Consider the following 17,265-nt stretch of genomic DNA (forward strand, 5'->3'; position numbering starts at 1 on the left):
GAAAGTGCGACTGTAAATGGCGTCAGGCCTTAAGTTTCGGGCGTTTACGGCATCCTTAGTGCCCCGTGGATTTTGTCTAAGGGGGTAAGTCACTCACGCGCGACGTCGTTTAAAACCTGTCGCAAAAATCTTTTTTCACTTAGGCCGCCCGCCTTACTAAACAAGCCCCCAGGGTTGCATAACCGACTCGCCTCCGGGATGGTGAAAATGGGTCGGAACGCTGTGGGCGCACGTCCGGAGCCTAAGAGCGGTCTCCGAACTTACTTTGAGCCGCCAGGACCGCGTCTCAAAGATAGCACTTCCCTAAGCGGCCAAGAACGCCACTAAGGGAAGTCCCACGGCTGAACCCATTTTCACCATCCCTGCGGCTAACACTATTTTGGCCCTCTGGTCGGTTTCCCTTGGCACATGACGTGTCACTCAGTTAGACACGCATACGCTTTCTAGGATCTGATCGATAGCCACCGTAAAAGTAGGTCCAATTGCAAGAGTGATCAGAAACGATTCAATGTGGCCAGCTGTGTCGATGGCCTAAGCTGAATGATTTTTTCAGCTTAGGCCACGGGACGAGCCTTGAGACCGACGCAGAACAAAATAAAAACGAGCAAGCAATCCCAATATGGAATCACTCACTCGTTTAACTGATCTAAGACTCTAATGTCTAGATTAACGTTATTTAATTGGCAAAACCAGCCAACCTAGTCAGCGAGCACAACCGCTCACCAACCACCCCCCACCACAAAATTCGCGGCGGGTTCGGGCCAAACCAATGTTGCCAGAGAACCACAACATCAGCGACCGGAGGCGGCCGGGGCTCAGCCGGGGGATTTACGGTGCGCAGCAGCGTAAATGGTGACTTTGAGACGCGTTTCTCAGCGTCTCAAAGCAAGTCCGGAGACCGCTCTCTTTGGCTCCGGGCGTCCTCTCCCAGCGTTCCAGCCCCAGGGAGCGACCAGCTGTCGTGCACCTAAGCACTCAGCCAGTTTTCACCCAACCATCACCCACCACCAGACTCGTGGCGGGTTCGGGCCAAACCAATGTTGCCAGCGAACCGCAACATCAGCGACCGGAGGCGGCCGGGGCTCAGCTGGGGGATTTACGGTGCGCAGCAGCGTAAATGGTGACTTTGAGACGCGCTTCTCAGCGGCTCAAAGCAAGTCCGGAGACCGCTCTTCGGCTCCGGGCGTCCTCCCCCCAGCGTTCCAGCCCCAGGACCGCCGCAGGGAGCGACCAGCTCCCGCACGCCCCTAGGCACTGAACAAATTTTTACCCGAAGAACCCGCCACGAATCTTGTAGGTGCGGCGGAGCCAGTACATGAGGGCGATTGACACAACCCCCAGAATGATACTTGGCCAAGGCATCAGCACAGGGTTGATGACGCCAGGTAAGAGTTGGGCAGCGTAGAACAGGATCATCCAGACGATGAACCCTAACAGCACGAACAAGGCGCGAATCCAGCCGTTGTACTTGTGCTTGATCTTAGGATCGAACAGCCGGGGCATGATGGGCAAGATAAACCCAGCCACAACGGCACTGACCGTGATGGCCGTGATCCCAACGGGTTGGCTACTGGTCATCAATTTTGGACTGAAGAGGTACATGATCCCGAACATCAAGTTAAAGATCATGAAGAACGTCAGCGCGTTGTAGATCATGTTGGGCCAGTAGTTGGGCCCACCGATAACGGCCGTGGCCGATACGGGACCGTCAACGACAGCCTTCACACGAGCATCGACGTCGCCGTAAAGGTTCTTGGCGGTCTTCCCCGCCTTTTGGCCTTCAACCAGTTCGGTAACCATGTCTTGAACGGCGCTAGCCTTCTTTTCTGGGCTCAACTTAGTCTTGTCTAAGGCCTTGTTGAACCGGAACATGTAGTCCGCGTTACGCTTGGTCAGCCCGACGTTGTCGAAGGCCGCCCGTTCGTTCACGGCCACGCTATTGCGGTCCTGACGAACACCGGCGTTACGCGGCGTTTGCTTGTTATCACTCATTTATAGTTGTTTCCCTTCTAAACGTTGAAACGGAATTCGACGATATCGCCGTCAGCCATCACGTAGTCTTTCCCTTCGACCCGCAGCTTACCGGCTTCCTTCACGGCAGCTTCGGATTCGAGCTTATCTAAATCATCAAAGGCCATGACTTCGGCCCGGATAAACCCACGTTCAAAGTCGGAGTGGATGATACCGGCCGCTTGAGGGGCCTTGGTGCCCGTCTTAAACGTCCAAGCACGGGTTTCCTTACCACCGGCCGTAAAGAACGTTTGCAGGCCTAAGAGGTGGTATGAGGCCCGAATCAGGCGGTTCAAACCAGGCTCTTCAACGCCTTCAGCTTCCAAGAAGTCTTGCTTCTCGTCATCGTCCAGTTGGGCGATTTCTTCTTCGGCTTCGGCGGCCACGGCAATGGCTTCGGCGCCTTCCTTGGCAGCGTAGTCCTTGATAACGCCAAAGTACTTGGAGTTTTCGGGATCAGCCATGTCGTCTTCGGCAATGTTAGCCACGTACAGGACGGGCTTGGAGGTCAGGAGGAACAGGCCTTTAACGATTGGCATTTCATCTTCATCAAAGGCAATCGTGCGGACGGCCCCACCGGCTTCGAGGACGGGCTTGATCTTTTGCAAGACGTTCAATTCCGCCTTGGCTTCCTTGTCGCTCCCCTTGGCAGCACGTTCGACCTTGGCCAAGCGCTTGTCAACGGCGGCTAAGTCGGACAGGCCCAGTTCCAAATTGATGGTTTCAATATCATCAATTGGGTCGATTTTCCCAGAAACGTGGGTGATGTTGTCGTCGTCAAAGGCCCGCACAACGTGGACGATGGCGTCGACCTGGCGAATGTTTTCCAGGAATTGGTTCCCGAGACCTTCACCCTTGCTGGCACCCTTAACGATCCCGGCAATGTCGGTAAACTCAAACGTGGTGGGCACAACTTTTTTCGCTGGAATTAGGTCTTGAATACGGTCTAACCGGCTATCTGGGACTTCCACCATGCCGACGTTTGGGTCGATCGTGGCGAAAGGATAGTTCGCCATTTCGGCCCCAGCCTTTGTAATCGCGTTAAATAACGTGGACTTCCCAACGTTTGGTAGCCCAACGATCCCTGCAGTTAATGACATAACAATTATTCACTCTTTCCATTATTGGCGTCGGCCTTGACCAGCACCTTTTTCAATTTCTTTTCAAACTCACGGCGTGACAACATGACAACGTGGCCGCAGTTGGTACACTTGATCTTGATATCCGCGCCCATCCGGGTAATTTCCCAGCGGTTGGTGCCGCAGGGGTGGGCCTTTTTCATTTCTACCAAATCACCTAAATCGTACATGGCGTTCCCTCCAATGCTCGCTAATCTAAGTGGATGTCCAGCAAATCTAGGATGCGGTTCAGATCATCATTGGACAGGTATTCGATTTCAATCCGACCCTGATGATCCTTGTTCAGAGCTTCGTTGATGGAAACCTGGGTCCCGAACCGTTCTTGTAATTGATTTTCAGTCGACCGAAGGAACGGGGACTTCTTCTTGGCGGGCTTCTTGGCTAATTTCTTAGCGGCGCCGTTCAGCTTGTTGACTTCGGCTTCGACCGCGCGGACGGTCATCCCCTCGGCCACGGCCTTCTTGGCCAACGCCACCAACTTGGTCTTATCCTTTAAGGACAGCAGCGTCCGGGCCTGGCCCATCGACAGCTCGTTGTGTTGTAGCATATCTTTGACCGCCTTAGGTAGCCCCAGCAAACGCAGGTAGTTGGCGATGTACGGCCGGCTCTTGCCCAAGCGTTCGGAGACCTGGGCCTGCGTCAAGGTGAGCTTGGTCATCAAGGTATCGTAGGCTTCGGCTTCTTCCAAAGGCGTGAGGTCTTCGCGTTGCAGGTTTTCCAGCACGGCGATCTCCATCATTTGTTCCTCGGTAATGTCGCGGATGATGCCCGGAATCGTGGTCTTACCAGCGATTTTAGACGCCCGGAAGCGACGTTCGCCAGCTAAGATCTCGTAGCGTTCCAACGTCTTGTCCGGTTGGCGGACGATGATGGGTTGGAACACCCCGGTCTTTTTAATCGAAGCAGCCAGATCGTCCAGCCCCTTCTTATCAAATTTCTGCCGTGGCTGATACGGGTTGGGCCGGATGTCGGCTAGCGTCAGGTCAACAACGGTTTCTTCAGCGGTATCCACGCCATTTTCCGCAAACAGCGCGTCAATTCCCCGTCCTAAACTTTTCTCTTTCTTACTTGCCATGGGCAGCTAGCACTTCCTTTGCGAGTTCAGAGTAAACTTCCGCACCCTTAGACTTGGGCGCGTAATCAATGATTGGCATCCCGTGACTTGGTGCCTCCGCTAACTGCACGTTACGCGGAATAATTGTGGCATAAACCTTGTTTTGGAAATACTTTTTAACTTCTTCATTGACCTGTTTCCCCAGGTTGGTCCGGGCGTCATACAACGTCAGGAGGACGCCTTCGATCTTCAGGTCGCGGTTAAAGTGTTTTTGCACCAATTTGACGGTGTTCAACAGCTGCGTCAACCCTTCCAGCGCATAGTATTCACTCTGCACGGGAATCAGGATGGAATCGGCGGCCGTGAACGCGTTGATGGTCAACAGACCCAGCGAAGGCGGACAGTCGATCAAAATGTAATCGTACTGGTCCCGAACTTCGTCGAGGGCGGCCTTCAGCCGGGTTTCTCTGGCCATCATCGGGGTCAACTCAATTTCGGCCCCAGAAAGCTGGATGGTCGCCGGAACGATGTCTAACCCGGGGTGTTCCGTGTGAATGATGGCGTCTTGAATCGGCGTCTCGTTGACCAGCACATCGTAAATTTCTTGTTCAATGGTGGCCTTCTGAACGCCGACCCCGCTGGTAGCGTTACCCTGGGCATCGGTGTCCACAAGTAAGACTTGCTTGCCATCGGTGGCTAAAGCGGCGCCTAAGTTCACGCCGGTCGTGGTTTTACCCACGCCACCCTTTTGATTGGCTAATGCAATAATGTAGCCCATATGTCGTTTCACCTCTAGCTTTCTTTGGGAATGTCAATAATAATGCGGTAACCGTCCGCGGTTTCTTCTTCTTTGGTGGTGAGCGTCATGCCCGCGTCGCTGACCATCTTCACCGACTTGCGAATGGTGTTGACGGCCACGCGGGTGTCGCCGGAAACGCTGTGTTTGGTGACTTTGCGGCGGCGCTTCTTGGGGTGCTGTTGCTTGGCGATGAGCGCTTCGGTCTCCTTGACGGTCAACTTGTCAGCGATAACCGTCTGCAACACGGCGACCTGAGCGGCTTCGTCTAAGGCCAACAGGGCCCGCCCATGGCGTTCGGAAATGTCGCGGTTCAAAATGGCCTCACGCACCGGTTCGGCCAGCTTCAGGAGCCGTAGCTTGTTGGCCACGAACCCCTGACTCTTGCCAATGCCCTCAGCCAGTTGCGACTGGGTCATGTGGTTGAGTTCCATCAGTTTCTGGTAGGCGTGGGCCTCTTCCACGGCGGTCAATTCCTCCCGTTGGAGGTTTTCAATCAGGGCCATGGAAGCCGTTTCGTCATCATCCATTTTTTCTAAAATGGCCGGGACCGTGTCCCATTTCAGACTCGAAACGGCCCGAAAACGCCGTTCACCAGCGATGATCTCGTAGTGGTCGTCCTCGTATTCCCGTAAGACAATGGGTTGGAGGAGGCCATGTTCTTGAATCGTTTGGGCCAGTTCGGCGATTGCCGTTTGGTCAAACCGTTGCCGGGGTTGAAACCGGTTGGGAATGATCTGGGCGACTGGAATCATCACCACATTTTGTTTCACGGGATGGGCCGGATGCGTGGCCTTCTCCCGATTATTTCCAAATAATGAAAATGGCAATTATCTTACCCCCATCCCATTAATCTTCTAACGGCTCCCGGTTGGGCGTGCCAGCTTTACGCGGGTAGCGCTTGGGTGTGTGCTTGACCTTATCCACGACCACAATGTGCCGTGGGTCGTTGGATTCTGGTAAATTGAACGCAAAGTCCCCGGCCACCTGGCCACCTAGCGTGGTGATTCCGGTCTGGCTAACGGCCAATTCGTTCTCGGTCTGAGCGGCTTTCAAGGCCACGAACTGCCCACCGACCTTGGTCAGGGGTAAACACAGTTCGCTCAGGACAGACATGCGGGCCACGGCGCGGGCAGTGACCAGGTCAAAGCCCTCGCGGTATGGCGCCCGCTTGCCACCGAATTCCTCAGCCCGGGCGTGATGAAAGGCCACGCCGGTCAGGTTCAGCTTGGCGGCCAGTTCATTTAAGAACGTGATTCGCTTGTTTAAGGAATCCACGATGGTCACCTGGAGCTGTGGAAAGACGATTTTCAGTGGTAGTGACGGGAACCCGGCCCCGGCGCCGACGTCACAGAGTGTGAGCGGCTCGGTCCGGATTGCGGGCACGTAAAAAGCGGGGGTCAACGAGTCGTAAAAATGTTTCAAGTAGACTTCGGGCTCCGCAGTAATGGTCGTCAAATTGACGTGTTCGTTCGTCGCTACCAAGAACTGATAATAGTCAGCAAATTGTTGTTGCTGTGTTGCGTTTAATTCGATGCCTTGCGCCGACAGCGCGGCACGAAATTCTTCAGGATTCATGCAATATCTCCCTGCTCAGTTCTCTGTGAAACACAATTGTTTCACGTTTGATTATACTTTACCTTACTTACAGGCGAAACGCAACCGAACCGGTTGGGCTTCGCCATAGCGTCGTTACCTATTATACCGAAAATCCCCGCCACATGAAACGCCTATCGGTTACTTTTGGGTTTTGCTGGTCTGGCTTACCGGAAACGTCACTGACTTACGCTGACTACCAATTTAGTCTGGTTGAGGTGTGGTCGCCTGCGGCCTCCAGGGATTCCGCCTGCTGTGGGGAACGGTTCCGGCCTGAGGAGCGGTCCTCCACCTCGCTTTGAAACCTCGCTGAGGCCCGCGAGTTTCCAAAGTCGTCCCGTGCTGTAAGGCCGGCAGCCCACCGGTCTAACACCACCGACACAGCCGTCTCCATCCCTGGCTGCCTCCGGCTAAGCTTGATCACCAACATGAAATTTTCTGGAACGCGTCAGTGGCTCGTCCGGTGTGGCTGGACGAGCGAAAACTGGAAGAACCGATTGGCTTTTCATGTTAGGTTGTTTCTGCGATGGGCATTCGACGTTGAGAAAGATTGAAACTACACTGGCTCGGAAAATTTCTATAACCCCTACGTTTTAACACAACTGCTAAAAACCAAATGACCGCCCAATGGTATTGGCGCTAGTCACGGGCTAAACCAGTGTTAGCCGCAGGGCTGGGAAAACTGGGCCGGCCGTGGGAGTGACCAGAGGCGCGCCAAGGTGCCCGGCTGTGTCGATGGCCTTGGCTGGAGTTCTTTTCCAGCCTAGCCCATGGAACAACCTTTGAGACCGTCCTTTGGCTCAAAGTTGAGGTGGAAGCCCGCTTCTCAGGCTGGAACCGGCCCCACAGCAGGGCACCTTGAGCGCGCCGCCGGGAACGGACGCGACCAGGCCCAGTTTTCACCAGCCCGGAGGCGAGTACAACGACTCGTTTAGAACGTGAAATAGCGCCACAAAACCGTTGGTGCTGGTTTTGTGGCGCTACGTTGGTAGGTTAAATTAGGGGCAGGCCATTTCCCGCCCGGCGCGGATTAGTCAGCCGCGGCCGGTGCTTAGCGAAACCCGTGTTGGTGATGTCAATCGTGTCAATCACGGACTGACCCAGGTAGAGCGGATGGTTGGTGATACTGGCCATCCCCCGTTGAATCGTGATGACGTTATAGCTAGTGGCGTCGTGGACCTCGTGGTGGTGTGGGTCTTGACAATCGATATAGGTCGAGGCCGAGGCCACCGTGGTAACCGGAATAGTCGTATCCACTAAATAGTTGGCCCCGAAATGCAGGTGACCGGCGAAGATACCGCCGATGTTGTGGCCATGTAGGATGGCCAACAACTCCCGGTTATTTTGTAAGAGCGCGTACCGCATTCCCCGCAACGCCGGTGCATCCAGTGGATGATGCAGAAACAAAAAGGCGCGTCGGCGTGGCGCTAGATGAAGATTTTTATTGAGCCAATCCAATTGCTCACGGTCCAGCCACCCGGCCTCTTTGTTCGGCTCCCATTTGGAATCCAGAAAGTAAAAATCCATATTCTGATAAACCTGTTTGTAGGCATAGTACGGCTGATGAGGCTCACCCAAATAGCCCAAGTTAAAGGCCTCGCGGTCGTCCTGGTCGCCCAAGATAACCTGAATGGGCGCCTGCAGCCGGTCGGACTGCGTGGCTAAGTAGTCGCGTAGCTTGGCATAATCGCGGCTCGTACCGGCCGTCAGTAGGTCCCCACTAATGACGACGAGGTCCGGTTGTAGGTCGTGCGCGATAATGTCATCAAAGATACGTTGTAGTTTGGTTGCCGGCGGGAGATGTTGGTTGTACTGTGGCCCATTGGCCGCCGATAACTGTGGATCTGATAAGTGAACAATTGTGAATTTATTCATACCCCCGTGGCCCCCATCAAATAAGTCGCCATTACCGGGGCACCACCCGGCAACAGTCCCCGACTATTACTAAGTTAGGTCCAGCATACCGAAGCGATGTAAAGATTTGATGTTATCCCCGTCAACATCTTGTAAAATTTTTGCCAACGGTGAGCAAAGTCTCCGCAATAAAAAACCCATCACGCCACTCTCGCTGTGATGGATTTTAATTTTACTTTTCTCACGGCCGTTTCGGCTTCTTCACGAAGAATAATATTGGTAACCAAGTGACGACCAGCAGCACGAGCGTGTCAAAATTCATGGCAGACATGTGATCATCCTCTTTCCCCTGATTTTCCTTTAGTCTACCAAGCTCGTGTAACGATTTCGTATGGATTACCCACCCATTCGTGTAAAGTTTTTCAAACAAAAAAGCCTGGGATTGCTCCCAAGCTTCTTTGCGTGCTGCATCTAATTTTTCGGTTGAATTAGTTCTTAATGGCGCGAACTTCTTCGAGGAACCACTTGTTGAAGGCTGCGGCGTCGATATCAACAGATACCTTGGCGTTAGTCTTGCCATCGTGGTAAGCCCCACGGATGTCACCGACCGTTTCACCAATGGCTGGGCCATCAGTTTGCACGTCGATCCACATGTCTTGGGTCTTGATGGCTTCTGGGTGCAGCAGGTAGAAGATGGTGTTGACATCGTGCATGGCAATCCCATTTTCATTGTTGTCACCGTCGTTGATGATGATGTCGTGTAACATCTTCCCAGTTTCACTGATCTTTGGTAATTCTTCGATGCTTTCGTGGGTCAGCAAAGCCTTCATGGTGATGTCCAAACCAACCATGACGATTGGTACACCAGACTTGTAAACGATAGCGGCAGCATCTGGGTCGGTGAAGACGTTGAATTCAGCGGCACTGGTCATGTTCCCTTTGCCCAGAGCACCACCCATGGCAACGATGCGGTCGATGTGGCTCTTAACTTCTGGGTATTCGGAGAAGAGCAAGGCAATGTTCGTGTATGAACCGGTTGGCACCAAAGTAATTGGGTCAGCGCTGGCCATAATTTCGTCATGCAAAGCTTCAACGGCCGTCTTGTTAATTGGCTTAGGTAAGTCGGTTGGGAATTCGTAACCAGGCATCCCTGAGGCACCGTGAATCCGGGCAGCATCTTCGAAATCCTTGAACAATGGTTGTTCAGCACCGGCTGCGACTGGAATGTTTTGGTTGAAGAACCGAACGATCTTCAAGGCATTGATGGTGGTCTTGTCAACAGTGACGTTACCAGCAACGGTCGTGATCAATTTTAAATCGATCTTGGGGTCGTTGATCGCCATAGTTAAGGCAGCAGCATCGTCAATCCCGGGGTCAGTATCCATAAGAACTTTAATAGTCATAATAAAATTTCCTCCCAATGAAAAGTTATGTTTTTTGTGAAGCGGAACCGCTTACGTTTAAAACTAGCGAAAAGTTCGCGCTAGAGCATGGCACTGAAGACCAAGTCGAGCAGGAACAGAACGCCTAACAAGTAAACTGGCCAGGTCAGGTCTTTAGCCTTCCCTAAAGCCACTTTCATAACGGGGTAGCACACGAAACCGAATGCCAACCCGGTGGAAATACTATTGGTAAATGGAATCAGCACGATAATTAAAAAGGCTGGGAACCATTCGGAGAAGTCGGCCATCTTGATATTGCCGATGGCAGCCATCATCAAGGCCCCGGTGATGATAATCACGGGCGCAATGGCTGCGGACGGCACATAGGCCAACAGCGGCACGAAGATCAGTGATAAGGCGAACAGGACTGCGGCGGTCAACGCCATGATCCCGGTCCGGCCCCCACTTTCAATCCCGGAAGCACTTTCGGCAGCGGCAACGGTGGGACTCGTTCCCAGAAAACTGGAAATGAACGTCGTGACGGAGCTGCCTTCGAAGGTCTTCTTAAACTTCTTCTGATTTGGCAGCAGGCCCTGTAGCAGCCCCATGGATTCGAAGACCAAAATCATGGTCATCGAGAAGGCCGCCAGAATAAATGGCGTGCTGAAAATATGTGAGAAGTCGTTTTGGAAGACAATCTTGTGGTACTGGCCCAACCGTGCTAAATCAACGGTTGGCGTGTCGCTATCCTTCACGCCCAGGAAGAACGCCAACAAACTCGTGGCGATGATGGCAATGAAAAAATTCCCTTTGATCTTGCGAATGTACAGAATCAAACTGAGAACCAGTCCAAACAGCGCCAGCAGTGGCGTCGGTTGGGTCAGGTCGCCCAGGACGATCAGGGAAGACTTACCGGCGACAATCAGGCCCGCCTTTTCCAGGCCAATTTCGACCAGGAAGAGCCCAATCCCCGCGGTAATCCCACTCTTCAGTGACTCCGGAATGGCTTCCGAGAGAATCGTGGACACCTTAGTGAAGGCAATCAACATATAAATGAAACTGGCGACTGCCGCAATCCCTAAGGCTTCGCGCCAACTCAGCCCCATGTTCACGACAATGGTGTACGTGAAGAAGGCGTTGACCCCCATCCCTGGCGTCAAGATGACTGGTGCATTTGACCAGAAGGCCATAATCAGACAGCCGATGACGGACGAGAAGATGGTGGCGAACACGCTGAGGTCAGTGGGAATCCCCGCATCCTTTAAAATCAACGGGTTCACAATGATGATGTACGAGATGGCAAAGAAACCAGTCACTCCGGCAATCAGTTCGTTGCGGACGATATCCTTATGCCGCAGGGCTTCTCTTAGCGTCATGTGATTGGCTAAGTCTACCTGCGATTGTTGCTTATCCATAAAAATCCCTATCTTTCGGTACGCCAGAGACCGGCGCACAGACTTCACGGGCTTTGCAACCGAATGCTTTCACCCATCCGGCTGGGTTTCACTCCCCTCTTCAGGAAGGTCGGCACCCGTACGGACTGACCGGGTTACCCCGTCAGCCGCAATGGCTTTCTTTCGCCATAGTGACACAGATAGCCCAGGAACGAAGGGCCCCTGGGCTATCAAGTCAACCCCAAGTGAACTGAGGTTTTATTTTTTTACCAAACGAAGAGACCAACGATTCCGGCTGATAGCAAGGAAACCAGGATCCCGGAAAGTAACATGTAACCAACGTTCTTAGAAATAAGTTCGTTGTTTTCACGGTCAACGATCCCCTTGAAACAACCGATAATCATCCCAGTAGTTGAGAAGTTAGCGAATGAAGTCAAGAAGACAGTCAAGATGGCCCGGTAGTGATTAGAGAAAGCACCCGTGTTGATGGTTGAAGAAATCTTACCCATAACAACGAATTCGTTCGTTACTAACTTAGTCCCCATGTATTGGGCAAAGCCGAAGGCATCGTGCACGTTCAGACCCATTAACCAAGCAAATGGGAACATGATGATCCCTAAGATGTGTTCCAATGAGAGCCATGGGTTGAATAAACCAAGCAGACGGTCAATCAAAGCAGCTAAGGCAACGAAAGCGATAACGTTAGCAGCGATGATTAAGATCAGACGGCCGGCACCAAGGATAGAGTCACCCAAGAATGAGAAGAATGGTTCCTTCTTGCCGTCGTCTTCAACTTCACCGTCTTCAGCTGCAGCAGAGTTAGAACCACCGATACGAGCAATGGTGTCTTCTTCTGGGGCAACTTCAACAGGGTTCAACATGTTGGTCACGATGATGGCGTTCAAGATGTTAATTGGAACGGCCGTCAAAACGAATTGACCAGGAACCATTTGGGTATATGCACCCAGAATGGAGGCAGTGATACATGACATGGACATCATGGCAAGGGTCAAGTTACGTTCCTTACGCATGCTCTTTAATTGTAATTGTGAAACGGCTAAGGCTTCAGTGTTCCCTAAGAACATCATTTCAACAGAGAAGAATGATTCGAACTTAGGTTGACCAGTAATGAAGGAAAGACCACGACCAACCCACTTGATGATCCAAGGAAGAATCCCGATGTAAGTCAAGATATCAAACATTGGAACAACTAATAAGATTGGCAGCAATGAACTGGTAATGAAGTTCATTGACTTGGCAGTCCCACCGAACTGTGGCGTAACCCAGTTAGGTAAGGCGAAGACGATCCCTTGGTAAGCCACTTGGACTAACCAGTTGAAACCATCGGCGGCACCCTTAACGATGTCTTGCCCGAGTGAGAAACTAGTGAAGAACCAAGCCAAGACTAAGTTAAGAACTAAGACAATGGCCGTTGACTTCCAGTTGATTTTCTTCTTGTTCTTGGAGAACAAGAAAGCGATTGCGAGGTAAACAATTACCCCTAAAATATTGACTGCGACTAGCATTGGTCAAAATACCTCTTTCCGATATTATTCTTTGATGCATGGCACGATTACCACACAAAAGTTGACGCGATGTGTTGCTGCAGAAATTATGTAAAGCATAACTTCTGTTACGAACGAACGATAACCAGTTCATAACAGTTGGATTTCAGTAAACCATCAGTTAAATGGTGAAATTAAACGGTGAATAATATCTGAATACTCTCTGATGACTTACTGACCTTTGCAACCCAACGTTGCGTTCCGGCTTTGGTACCTTCTCACCCCCCTTCAAGGTTCGTTCGACAAAATGAATTTTTATTGCGTAATCTCATTTAAAAAGCTATGTCCGGCTGCATGACCAGCCAGGCCGAAATTCTCTAAGACTGTGGCACCCACATCGGCGAGCGTCCGACGAATCCCCAGCGCGTGAACACTCGGCCGCGATGGCGAGTACGCTATTAATGGTAAATACTCGCGGGTCGGGGTCGTTTCACTAGCCGGATCATCGGCGTGTGTGGCGGTGATGAGCAACAGGTCGTTGGCGTTCAAGTCGTGTTGGACTTGGGCCAAGTAATTGTCGGCACTCATCAGAGCACTCGCAAATCCTTCAGCGTCTCGTTGCTCCCCGGCGAACCGGAAGTCTGGCAACATGACGTAGGTCAGGCCAGAAGCATTCTGGTTCAATTGATCATAGAGAATCCGAAACGCATCTTGGTTACTGCCAAGTTGAAAGCGTTGCGCGGCGCTCTGCGTCTGCAGGTAGCTGAGAAACGGTCCCGCCAACGTCACAGCGTAACCCGCTGCGGGTAAGGTGGCAAATACCGTTTCCGTGCGGTTGGTTCCCGGATAATCCCACATCTCACGGAGGCCCGTTGCCCGGCGGTTGCCTTGGGCCTGCACATGCAGGCGACCAAAGAAGCCAGCCGGATGATCAACCGGTTCGACCCCCGGTAGTGGGTGGTCAACCCGAATATTACCTAGTCCTAACCGCTGTAATGTTGGAAGATTTAGTTTATCCGTGCAACTAACCGCCACATGACCCAACGTGTCAGCGCCCACCGATTGAAAGCGGTTAGCGTCTGGGGCTTCCCCCAAACCTAATCCAGCAAAGTCAATCACAAAGATGCGATGAAAGGCCACTATTTCTCACTCCTTAGGTCAGTCTTTGGTAAGACTTTCTGCCAAAAACTTTTTCGGTCTAGTAACAATATACCTTTTCTTAAGCGCCCTGTAAATGGCCGATTGCAGAAAAGTTCATATCATCAATTTCCGAACATTACCACCCTGAATCAGTTACGGGAACCGGTCCGTCCGGAGGCTAACCGAACGACCCATAGTTTTTGCTAAAAGGATTTACCTTTAACATTTTCCCTAGTTTTCAAAGAGCAAAAGGAAGCGCGACCGCTTACCAACACGGTAAGATGAGGCCGTTTACATTAATTAATACCGCTATAACTAAAACTGTAAAGTCTGAGGTACCCGAACGTCATCCTCCTGAGAACATAAAAAACGGGCTTCAAGTTTAGTGTTAGGAAATCACTTGAAGTCCGCTAACTCTCGGAAAGGAGGTTGTGATTACTACTAAATTCCCGTTTCGTAATCATTGTAATTCTTAATCGCCTCATAACTAGAATGTTTCGCCGAGCGGCCGCAGCCAACAAATCATATTAATTAGTTTCTGGCTGCCGTTTCAGCTTGTTACCAGTGGAACTTAATTCCTTCATTACTGACACAAGACACGCTACTAACGATTCTACTTGAAATCCTCGCATGATCCTTGCAACCGTAACATCCGAGCTCTAGCTACTACCTGGAACTGTTTACTAGTCTTTAAACATTTGACGCTTACTTACAAGCACTAAGTCTAAAATCTATTCAGTTTTGATGGTACCTGATTCTGTGGAGCCGAATCTGTGAAACCATTGCCTGGAACTGCTAGAGTTCGTTAGAAGGTTTATCGGAGTTGTCTCTATCTTTCAGTATCTCGGAGCTACTTTAAAACCTGACTCACGTTGAAGCGGAAATCGGTTTTAAAACATTGATGCAATTTGATGCTGTGGAACGTCACAACTCTTAATTCCTTTCCGCACCATAATAGTATCATAGGCTGTAAGCGTTTGCAATAGAAACACCCAAACTTCTTGTATTTTTTTGAACAAGTGGATTGGGTACGGCGGTTACGTTGGTGTTATGGCATCGCCTCCGGGATGGTGAAAATGGGCCTGGTCGCGTTCGTTCCCGACGACGAGCTCAAGGAGCCCTGCTGTGGGGTCGGTTCTAGCCAAAGGACGGGCTTCCACCTCAACTTTGAGCCTGAGAAGCGGTCTCAAAGGTTGTCCCATGTTCTAAGCTGAGAAAAATCGCTCAGCTAAGAACATCGACACAGCCGGGCACCTTGGCTCGTCTCTGGTCACTACCACGACTGGCCCATTTTCACCATCCCTGCGGCTAACACTGGCGTAACCCCACGCACCAATCCACTTTTTGGTTTTGGTTTTTACTGTGAGCTCCCTGTTGATACTGGTTTGGAGATGGCGGTCGAGTTAATTGGGCGTCTGTGCTTACTGAACTCGCTTCCCGTCTAAGATCCATGTCAAAGGCAAGTTCAATGACGCTGGTAACTGCTAACGGTATTTTTTCTCCCTTGTTGCCAGAGCGGAGGCCACCAGGTGCGGAAAGCCTGTGTCGGTGGCGTTAGACCGAGTGTTCTTCTCGGCCTTACACCACGGGACGCGTTTGGAAACTCGCGCTTCTCAGCGAGGTTTCGAACCGAGCTGGAGGACCGCCTCTCAGGCCGGAAGCGTTCCCCACAGGCAGGGAGCACCTGGTGGCCGCAGCGGTACCCCCACAAATCTGAGCGCAAAAAAATACCGTTGGCGCTTAACCAACGATATTCCGCAACGTATGAATCAATTCCCGGCAAATCCATGGGTTCTTGTTTGGAGGAAAAGTTTCACAGAATGAGCTTAGTAAATTGATTCCAATCTAAATAAGTAAATCCCAAGTCGTGCGGAGACATTCTCAACGCACACCATAGTTATACCGCGAAACCGTGACCATTGCACACTTTTTGAATCGCAAATTTTGCGGTTGCTGGACTAAATGTTAACGCACGGGCATTTATGATAGAAAACTTTTTAATACCAGGCTGGCTTGTCGCCGTCCGTGTTGGGCTTGTTGACACCGAGTGACTCGTGGATGGCTTGACTCGGATCGGCGACCAATTTGGCAACCAGGGCCGCGATACTCTTGCGAGAAACCTCGGTGCCCTTGAAGGCCTCACCCTTTTGCGTGGTCTCGTAGGCCACTTCATCGTTGTTAGAGAGCCAAGCCGGCCGAATGATCGTGTAGTCCAGGTCGGAGTCCTCGATGGTCTTGGCTGCGGCACCATAGGTTTCCAGGTAGCCGCCGTCCAGCATCTGGTGATTCCATTTGCCAAAGTTCCCAGGGACTTCATCGTAAATGCCCAGCGTGGAAATCCAAATCAGGCGCTTCAGACCACTGGCGTCCATCGCGGCCACGACGGCCTTGGCTTCGGCTTCGATGCTGCCGGCCAAGTTGGCGTACACGATGTCGGCGTCGGCCATGGCAGCCTGCAGGTCGGCCTCGCTCGCCGCGTCACCCTCGACGACCTGAACCCGGTCACTGGCTGTGTCTGCTAACCGCTTGCTGTTGCGTAAGAACAACGTTAAGTGGTTGTCTGGATTTGCCAGCAATTGGGCCGTCGCTAATTTGGCAATCTTACCGTTCGCACCTAAAACTAATACATTCGTCATATGAATACCCCTTTTCGTTTTTGTCTACGGTTATACTGTAATACTCATAGTTACATTTAGCAAGTCAAAGGGTTCAGGGTAAATAAAAAAGCCCCACAGTCCAACGACTGCGAAGCTTAAAAATTAAATCAACATTAACGTAACGCCTTCGACTGGCGTCAAACTGTCGCCGAGATCGCCAAAGACTAATTCTTTTTTGAAGACGGGTTGACTCAATTCGGTTAGGTTAGTTTTTTGAATGGTCAGATGATAACGGCCATGCCGATCACGCTTTAATTCATAGTTCACGAATTCTTGTTCAGGGGCGTAGTCAGCGAAACGGACGGCATAAGTGCCGAGTTGGTGCGAAACGACCAACCGAATTCCGTTTTCATCTCTAAAGATATGCAAAATTTGTTCACTCCTATATTGATTAGATGCCGCACGATGTGGAAAAGAAAAAGGAAAAGCCGCCACCACGGCTCCTCCTCGATATCGTCATTCGCTCAATCAAAGATTTTTAGAACCGCCGCGACTATTTCGACAATCACGGCTAAAAAACCAATGATTAACCTCCATGCGCACAGTGATGTTAGCCTGGCCAAACCACGTCCAGTTTGGTATCACCAGATAATTCCTCTATGTACCTTGATTGTACCATACTTGCCTGTAAAAGATTAGCTTCCCCGGAAATTGTCTTCTCCTTGGGCTAAACTTGTGTTGTTGGTCGCCTCCGGGCCGGTGAAAATAGGTCGGGACGCTGTGGTAACCTGTCGTTCC

At 51.5% G+C, this 17,265-nt stretch carries 14 protein-coding genes; all 14 read right to left on the reverse strand.

The window, feature by feature from the left end; translation table 11 throughout:
* Positions 1–1,266 precede the first annotated feature (1,266 nt).
* The 14 genes from JUF13_RS09115 to JUF13_RS09180 all read right to left on the reverse strand — a co-directional run bounded on the left by JUF13_RS09115 (position 1,267) and on the right by JUF13_RS09180 (position 16,896).
* Positions 1,267–1,992 carry a DUF1129 domain-containing protein gene (locus tag JUF13_RS09115; RefSeq protein ID WP_203639330.1) on the reverse strand — a complete coding sequence of 242 codons (726 nt, stop codon included), beginning with the start codon at positions 1,990–1,992 and terminating at the stop codon, positions 1,267–1,269.
* A gap of 17 nt (positions 1,993–2,009) precedes the next feature.
* A complete protein-coding gene (ychF, locus tag JUF13_RS09120) occupies positions 2,010–3,110 on the reverse strand; it encodes a redox-regulated ATPase YchF (RefSeq protein WP_125763843.1) in 1,101 nt (366 codons plus the stop codon).
* Positions 3,111–3,115: 5 nt separating this feature from the next.
* The gene (locus JUF13_RS09125; RefSeq protein ID WP_125763845.1) at positions 3,116–3,319 is read right to left on the reverse strand and encodes a DUF951 domain-containing protein; all 204 of its coding nucleotides are present in this window, start codon (positions 3,317–3,319) and stop codon (positions 3,116–3,118) included.
* A gap of 20 nt (positions 3,320–3,339) precedes the next feature.
* Positions 3,340–4,224 carry a ParB/RepB/Spo0J family partition protein gene (locus tag JUF13_RS09130; RefSeq protein WP_203639332.1) on the reverse strand — a complete coding sequence of 295 codons (885 nt, stop codon included), beginning with the start codon at positions 4,222–4,224 and terminating at the stop codon, positions 3,340–3,342.
* Positions 4,214–4,981, reverse strand: a complete 768-nt coding sequence (locus JUF13_RS09135; RefSeq protein ID WP_203639334.1) for a ParA family protein — start codon at positions 4,979–4,981, stop codon at positions 4,214–4,216. The genes JUF13_RS09130 and JUF13_RS09135 overlap by 11 nt, the downstream gene beginning before the upstream one ends.
* A 14-nt stretch (positions 4,982–4,995) precedes the next feature.
* Complete coding sequence (noc, locus tag JUF13_RS09140; RefSeq protein ID WP_225893600.1) at positions 4,996–5,829, reverse strand: nucleoid occlusion protein; 834 nt, start codon at positions 5,827–5,829, stop codon at positions 4,996–4,998.
* 19 nt (positions 5,830–5,848) lie between these two features.
* The gene (rsmG, locus tag JUF13_RS09145; protein ID WP_125763851.1) at positions 5,849–6,577 is read right to left on the reverse strand and encodes a 16S rRNA (guanine(527)-N(7))-methyltransferase RsmG; all 729 of its coding nucleotides are present in this window, start codon (positions 6,575–6,577) and stop codon (positions 5,849–5,851) included.
* A 1,011-nt stretch (positions 6,578–7,588) separates the two neighbouring features.
* Positions 7,589–8,470, reverse strand: a complete 882-nt coding sequence (locus tag JUF13_RS09150) for a metallophosphoesterase family protein (RefSeq protein WP_203639336.1) — start codon at positions 8,468–8,470, stop codon at positions 7,589–7,591.
* A gap of 467 nt (positions 8,471–8,937) precedes the next feature.
* A complete protein-coding gene (gene rihC / locus JUF13_RS09155) occupies positions 8,938–9,852 on the reverse strand; it encodes a ribonucleoside hydrolase RihC (RefSeq protein ID WP_125766239.1) in 915 nt (304 codons plus the stop codon).
* Positions 9,853–9,932: 80 nt separating this feature from the next.
* The gene (locus tag JUF13_RS09160) at positions 9,933–11,246 is read right to left on the reverse strand and encodes an NCS2 family permease (protein ID WP_125766240.1); all 1,314 of its coding nucleotides are present in this window, start codon (positions 11,244–11,246) and stop codon (positions 9,933–9,935) included.
* Positions 11,247–11,491: 245 nt separating this feature from the next.
* On the reverse strand, positions 11,492–12,751 hold the full coding sequence (locus JUF13_RS09165; protein WP_125766241.1) for a NupC/NupG family nucleoside CNT transporter: 1,260 nt from the start codon (positions 12,749–12,751) through the stop codon (positions 11,492–11,494).
* Between the two features lie 294 nt (positions 12,752–13,045).
* Complete coding sequence (locus JUF13_RS09170) at positions 13,046–13,870, reverse strand: alkaline phosphatase family protein (RefSeq protein ID WP_203639338.1); 825 nt, start codon at positions 13,868–13,870, stop codon at positions 13,046–13,048.
* A gap of 1,997 nt (positions 13,871–15,867) precedes the next feature.
* A complete protein-coding gene (locus JUF13_RS09175; protein ID WP_203639340.1) occupies positions 15,868–16,506 on the reverse strand; it encodes an SDR family oxidoreductase in 639 nt (212 codons plus the stop codon).
* 123 nt (positions 16,507–16,629) lie between these two features.
* A complete protein-coding gene (locus tag JUF13_RS09180) occupies positions 16,630–16,896 on the reverse strand; it encodes a hypothetical protein (RefSeq protein WP_203639342.1) in 267 nt (88 codons plus the stop codon).
* Positions 16,897–17,265 lie beyond the last annotated feature (369 nt).

Origin of the sequence: Levilactobacillus wangkuiensis, from assembly GCF_016861605.1 — a bacterium.
Classification (GTDB): Bacteria; Bacillota; Bacilli; order Lactobacillales; family Lactobacillaceae; genus Levilactobacillus; species Levilactobacillus wangkuiensis.

Coding starts and splice junctions, on each gene's coding strand:
- rihC (WP_125766239.1), bottom strand. CDS start 9,852: ATGACTATTAAAGTTCTTATGGATACTGACCCCGGGATTGACGATGCT.
- JUF13_RS09125 (WP_125763845.1), bottom strand. CDS start 3,319: ATGTACGATTTAGGTGATTTGGTAGAAATGAAAAAGGCCCACCCCTGC.
- JUF13_RS09135 (WP_203639334.1), bottom strand. CDS start 4,981: ATGGGCTACATTATTGCATTAGCCAATCAAAAGGGTGGCGTGGGTAAA.
- ychF (WP_125763843.1), bottom strand. CDS start 3,110: ATGTCATTAACTGCAGGGATCGTTGGGCTACCAAACGTTGGGAAGTCC.
- JUF13_RS09160 (WP_125766240.1), bottom strand. CDS start 11,246: ATGGATAAGCAACAATCGCAGGTAGACTTAGCCAATCACATGACGCTA.
- JUF13_RS09150 (WP_203639336.1), bottom strand. CDS start 8,470: ATGAATAAATTCACAATTGTTCACTTATCAGATCCACAGTTATCGGCG.
- JUF13_RS09165 (WP_125766241.1), bottom strand. CDS start 12,751: ATGCTAGTCGCAGTCAATATTTTAGGGGTAATTGTTTACCTCGCAATC.
- JUF13_RS09115 (WP_203639330.1), bottom strand. CDS start 1,992: ATGAGTGATAACAAGCAAACGCCGCGTAACGCCGGTGTTCGTCAGGAC.
- rsmG (WP_125763851.1), bottom strand. CDS start 6,577: ATGAATCCTGAAGAATTTCGTGCCGCGCTGTCGGCGCAAGGCATCGAA.
- JUF13_RS09130 (WP_203639332.1), bottom strand. CDS start 4,224: ATGGCAAGTAAGAAAGAGAAAAGTTTAGGACGGGGAATTGACGCGCTG.
- JUF13_RS09175 (WP_203639340.1), bottom strand. CDS start 16,506: ATGACGAATGTATTAGTTTTAGGTGCGAACGGTAAGATTGCCAAATTA.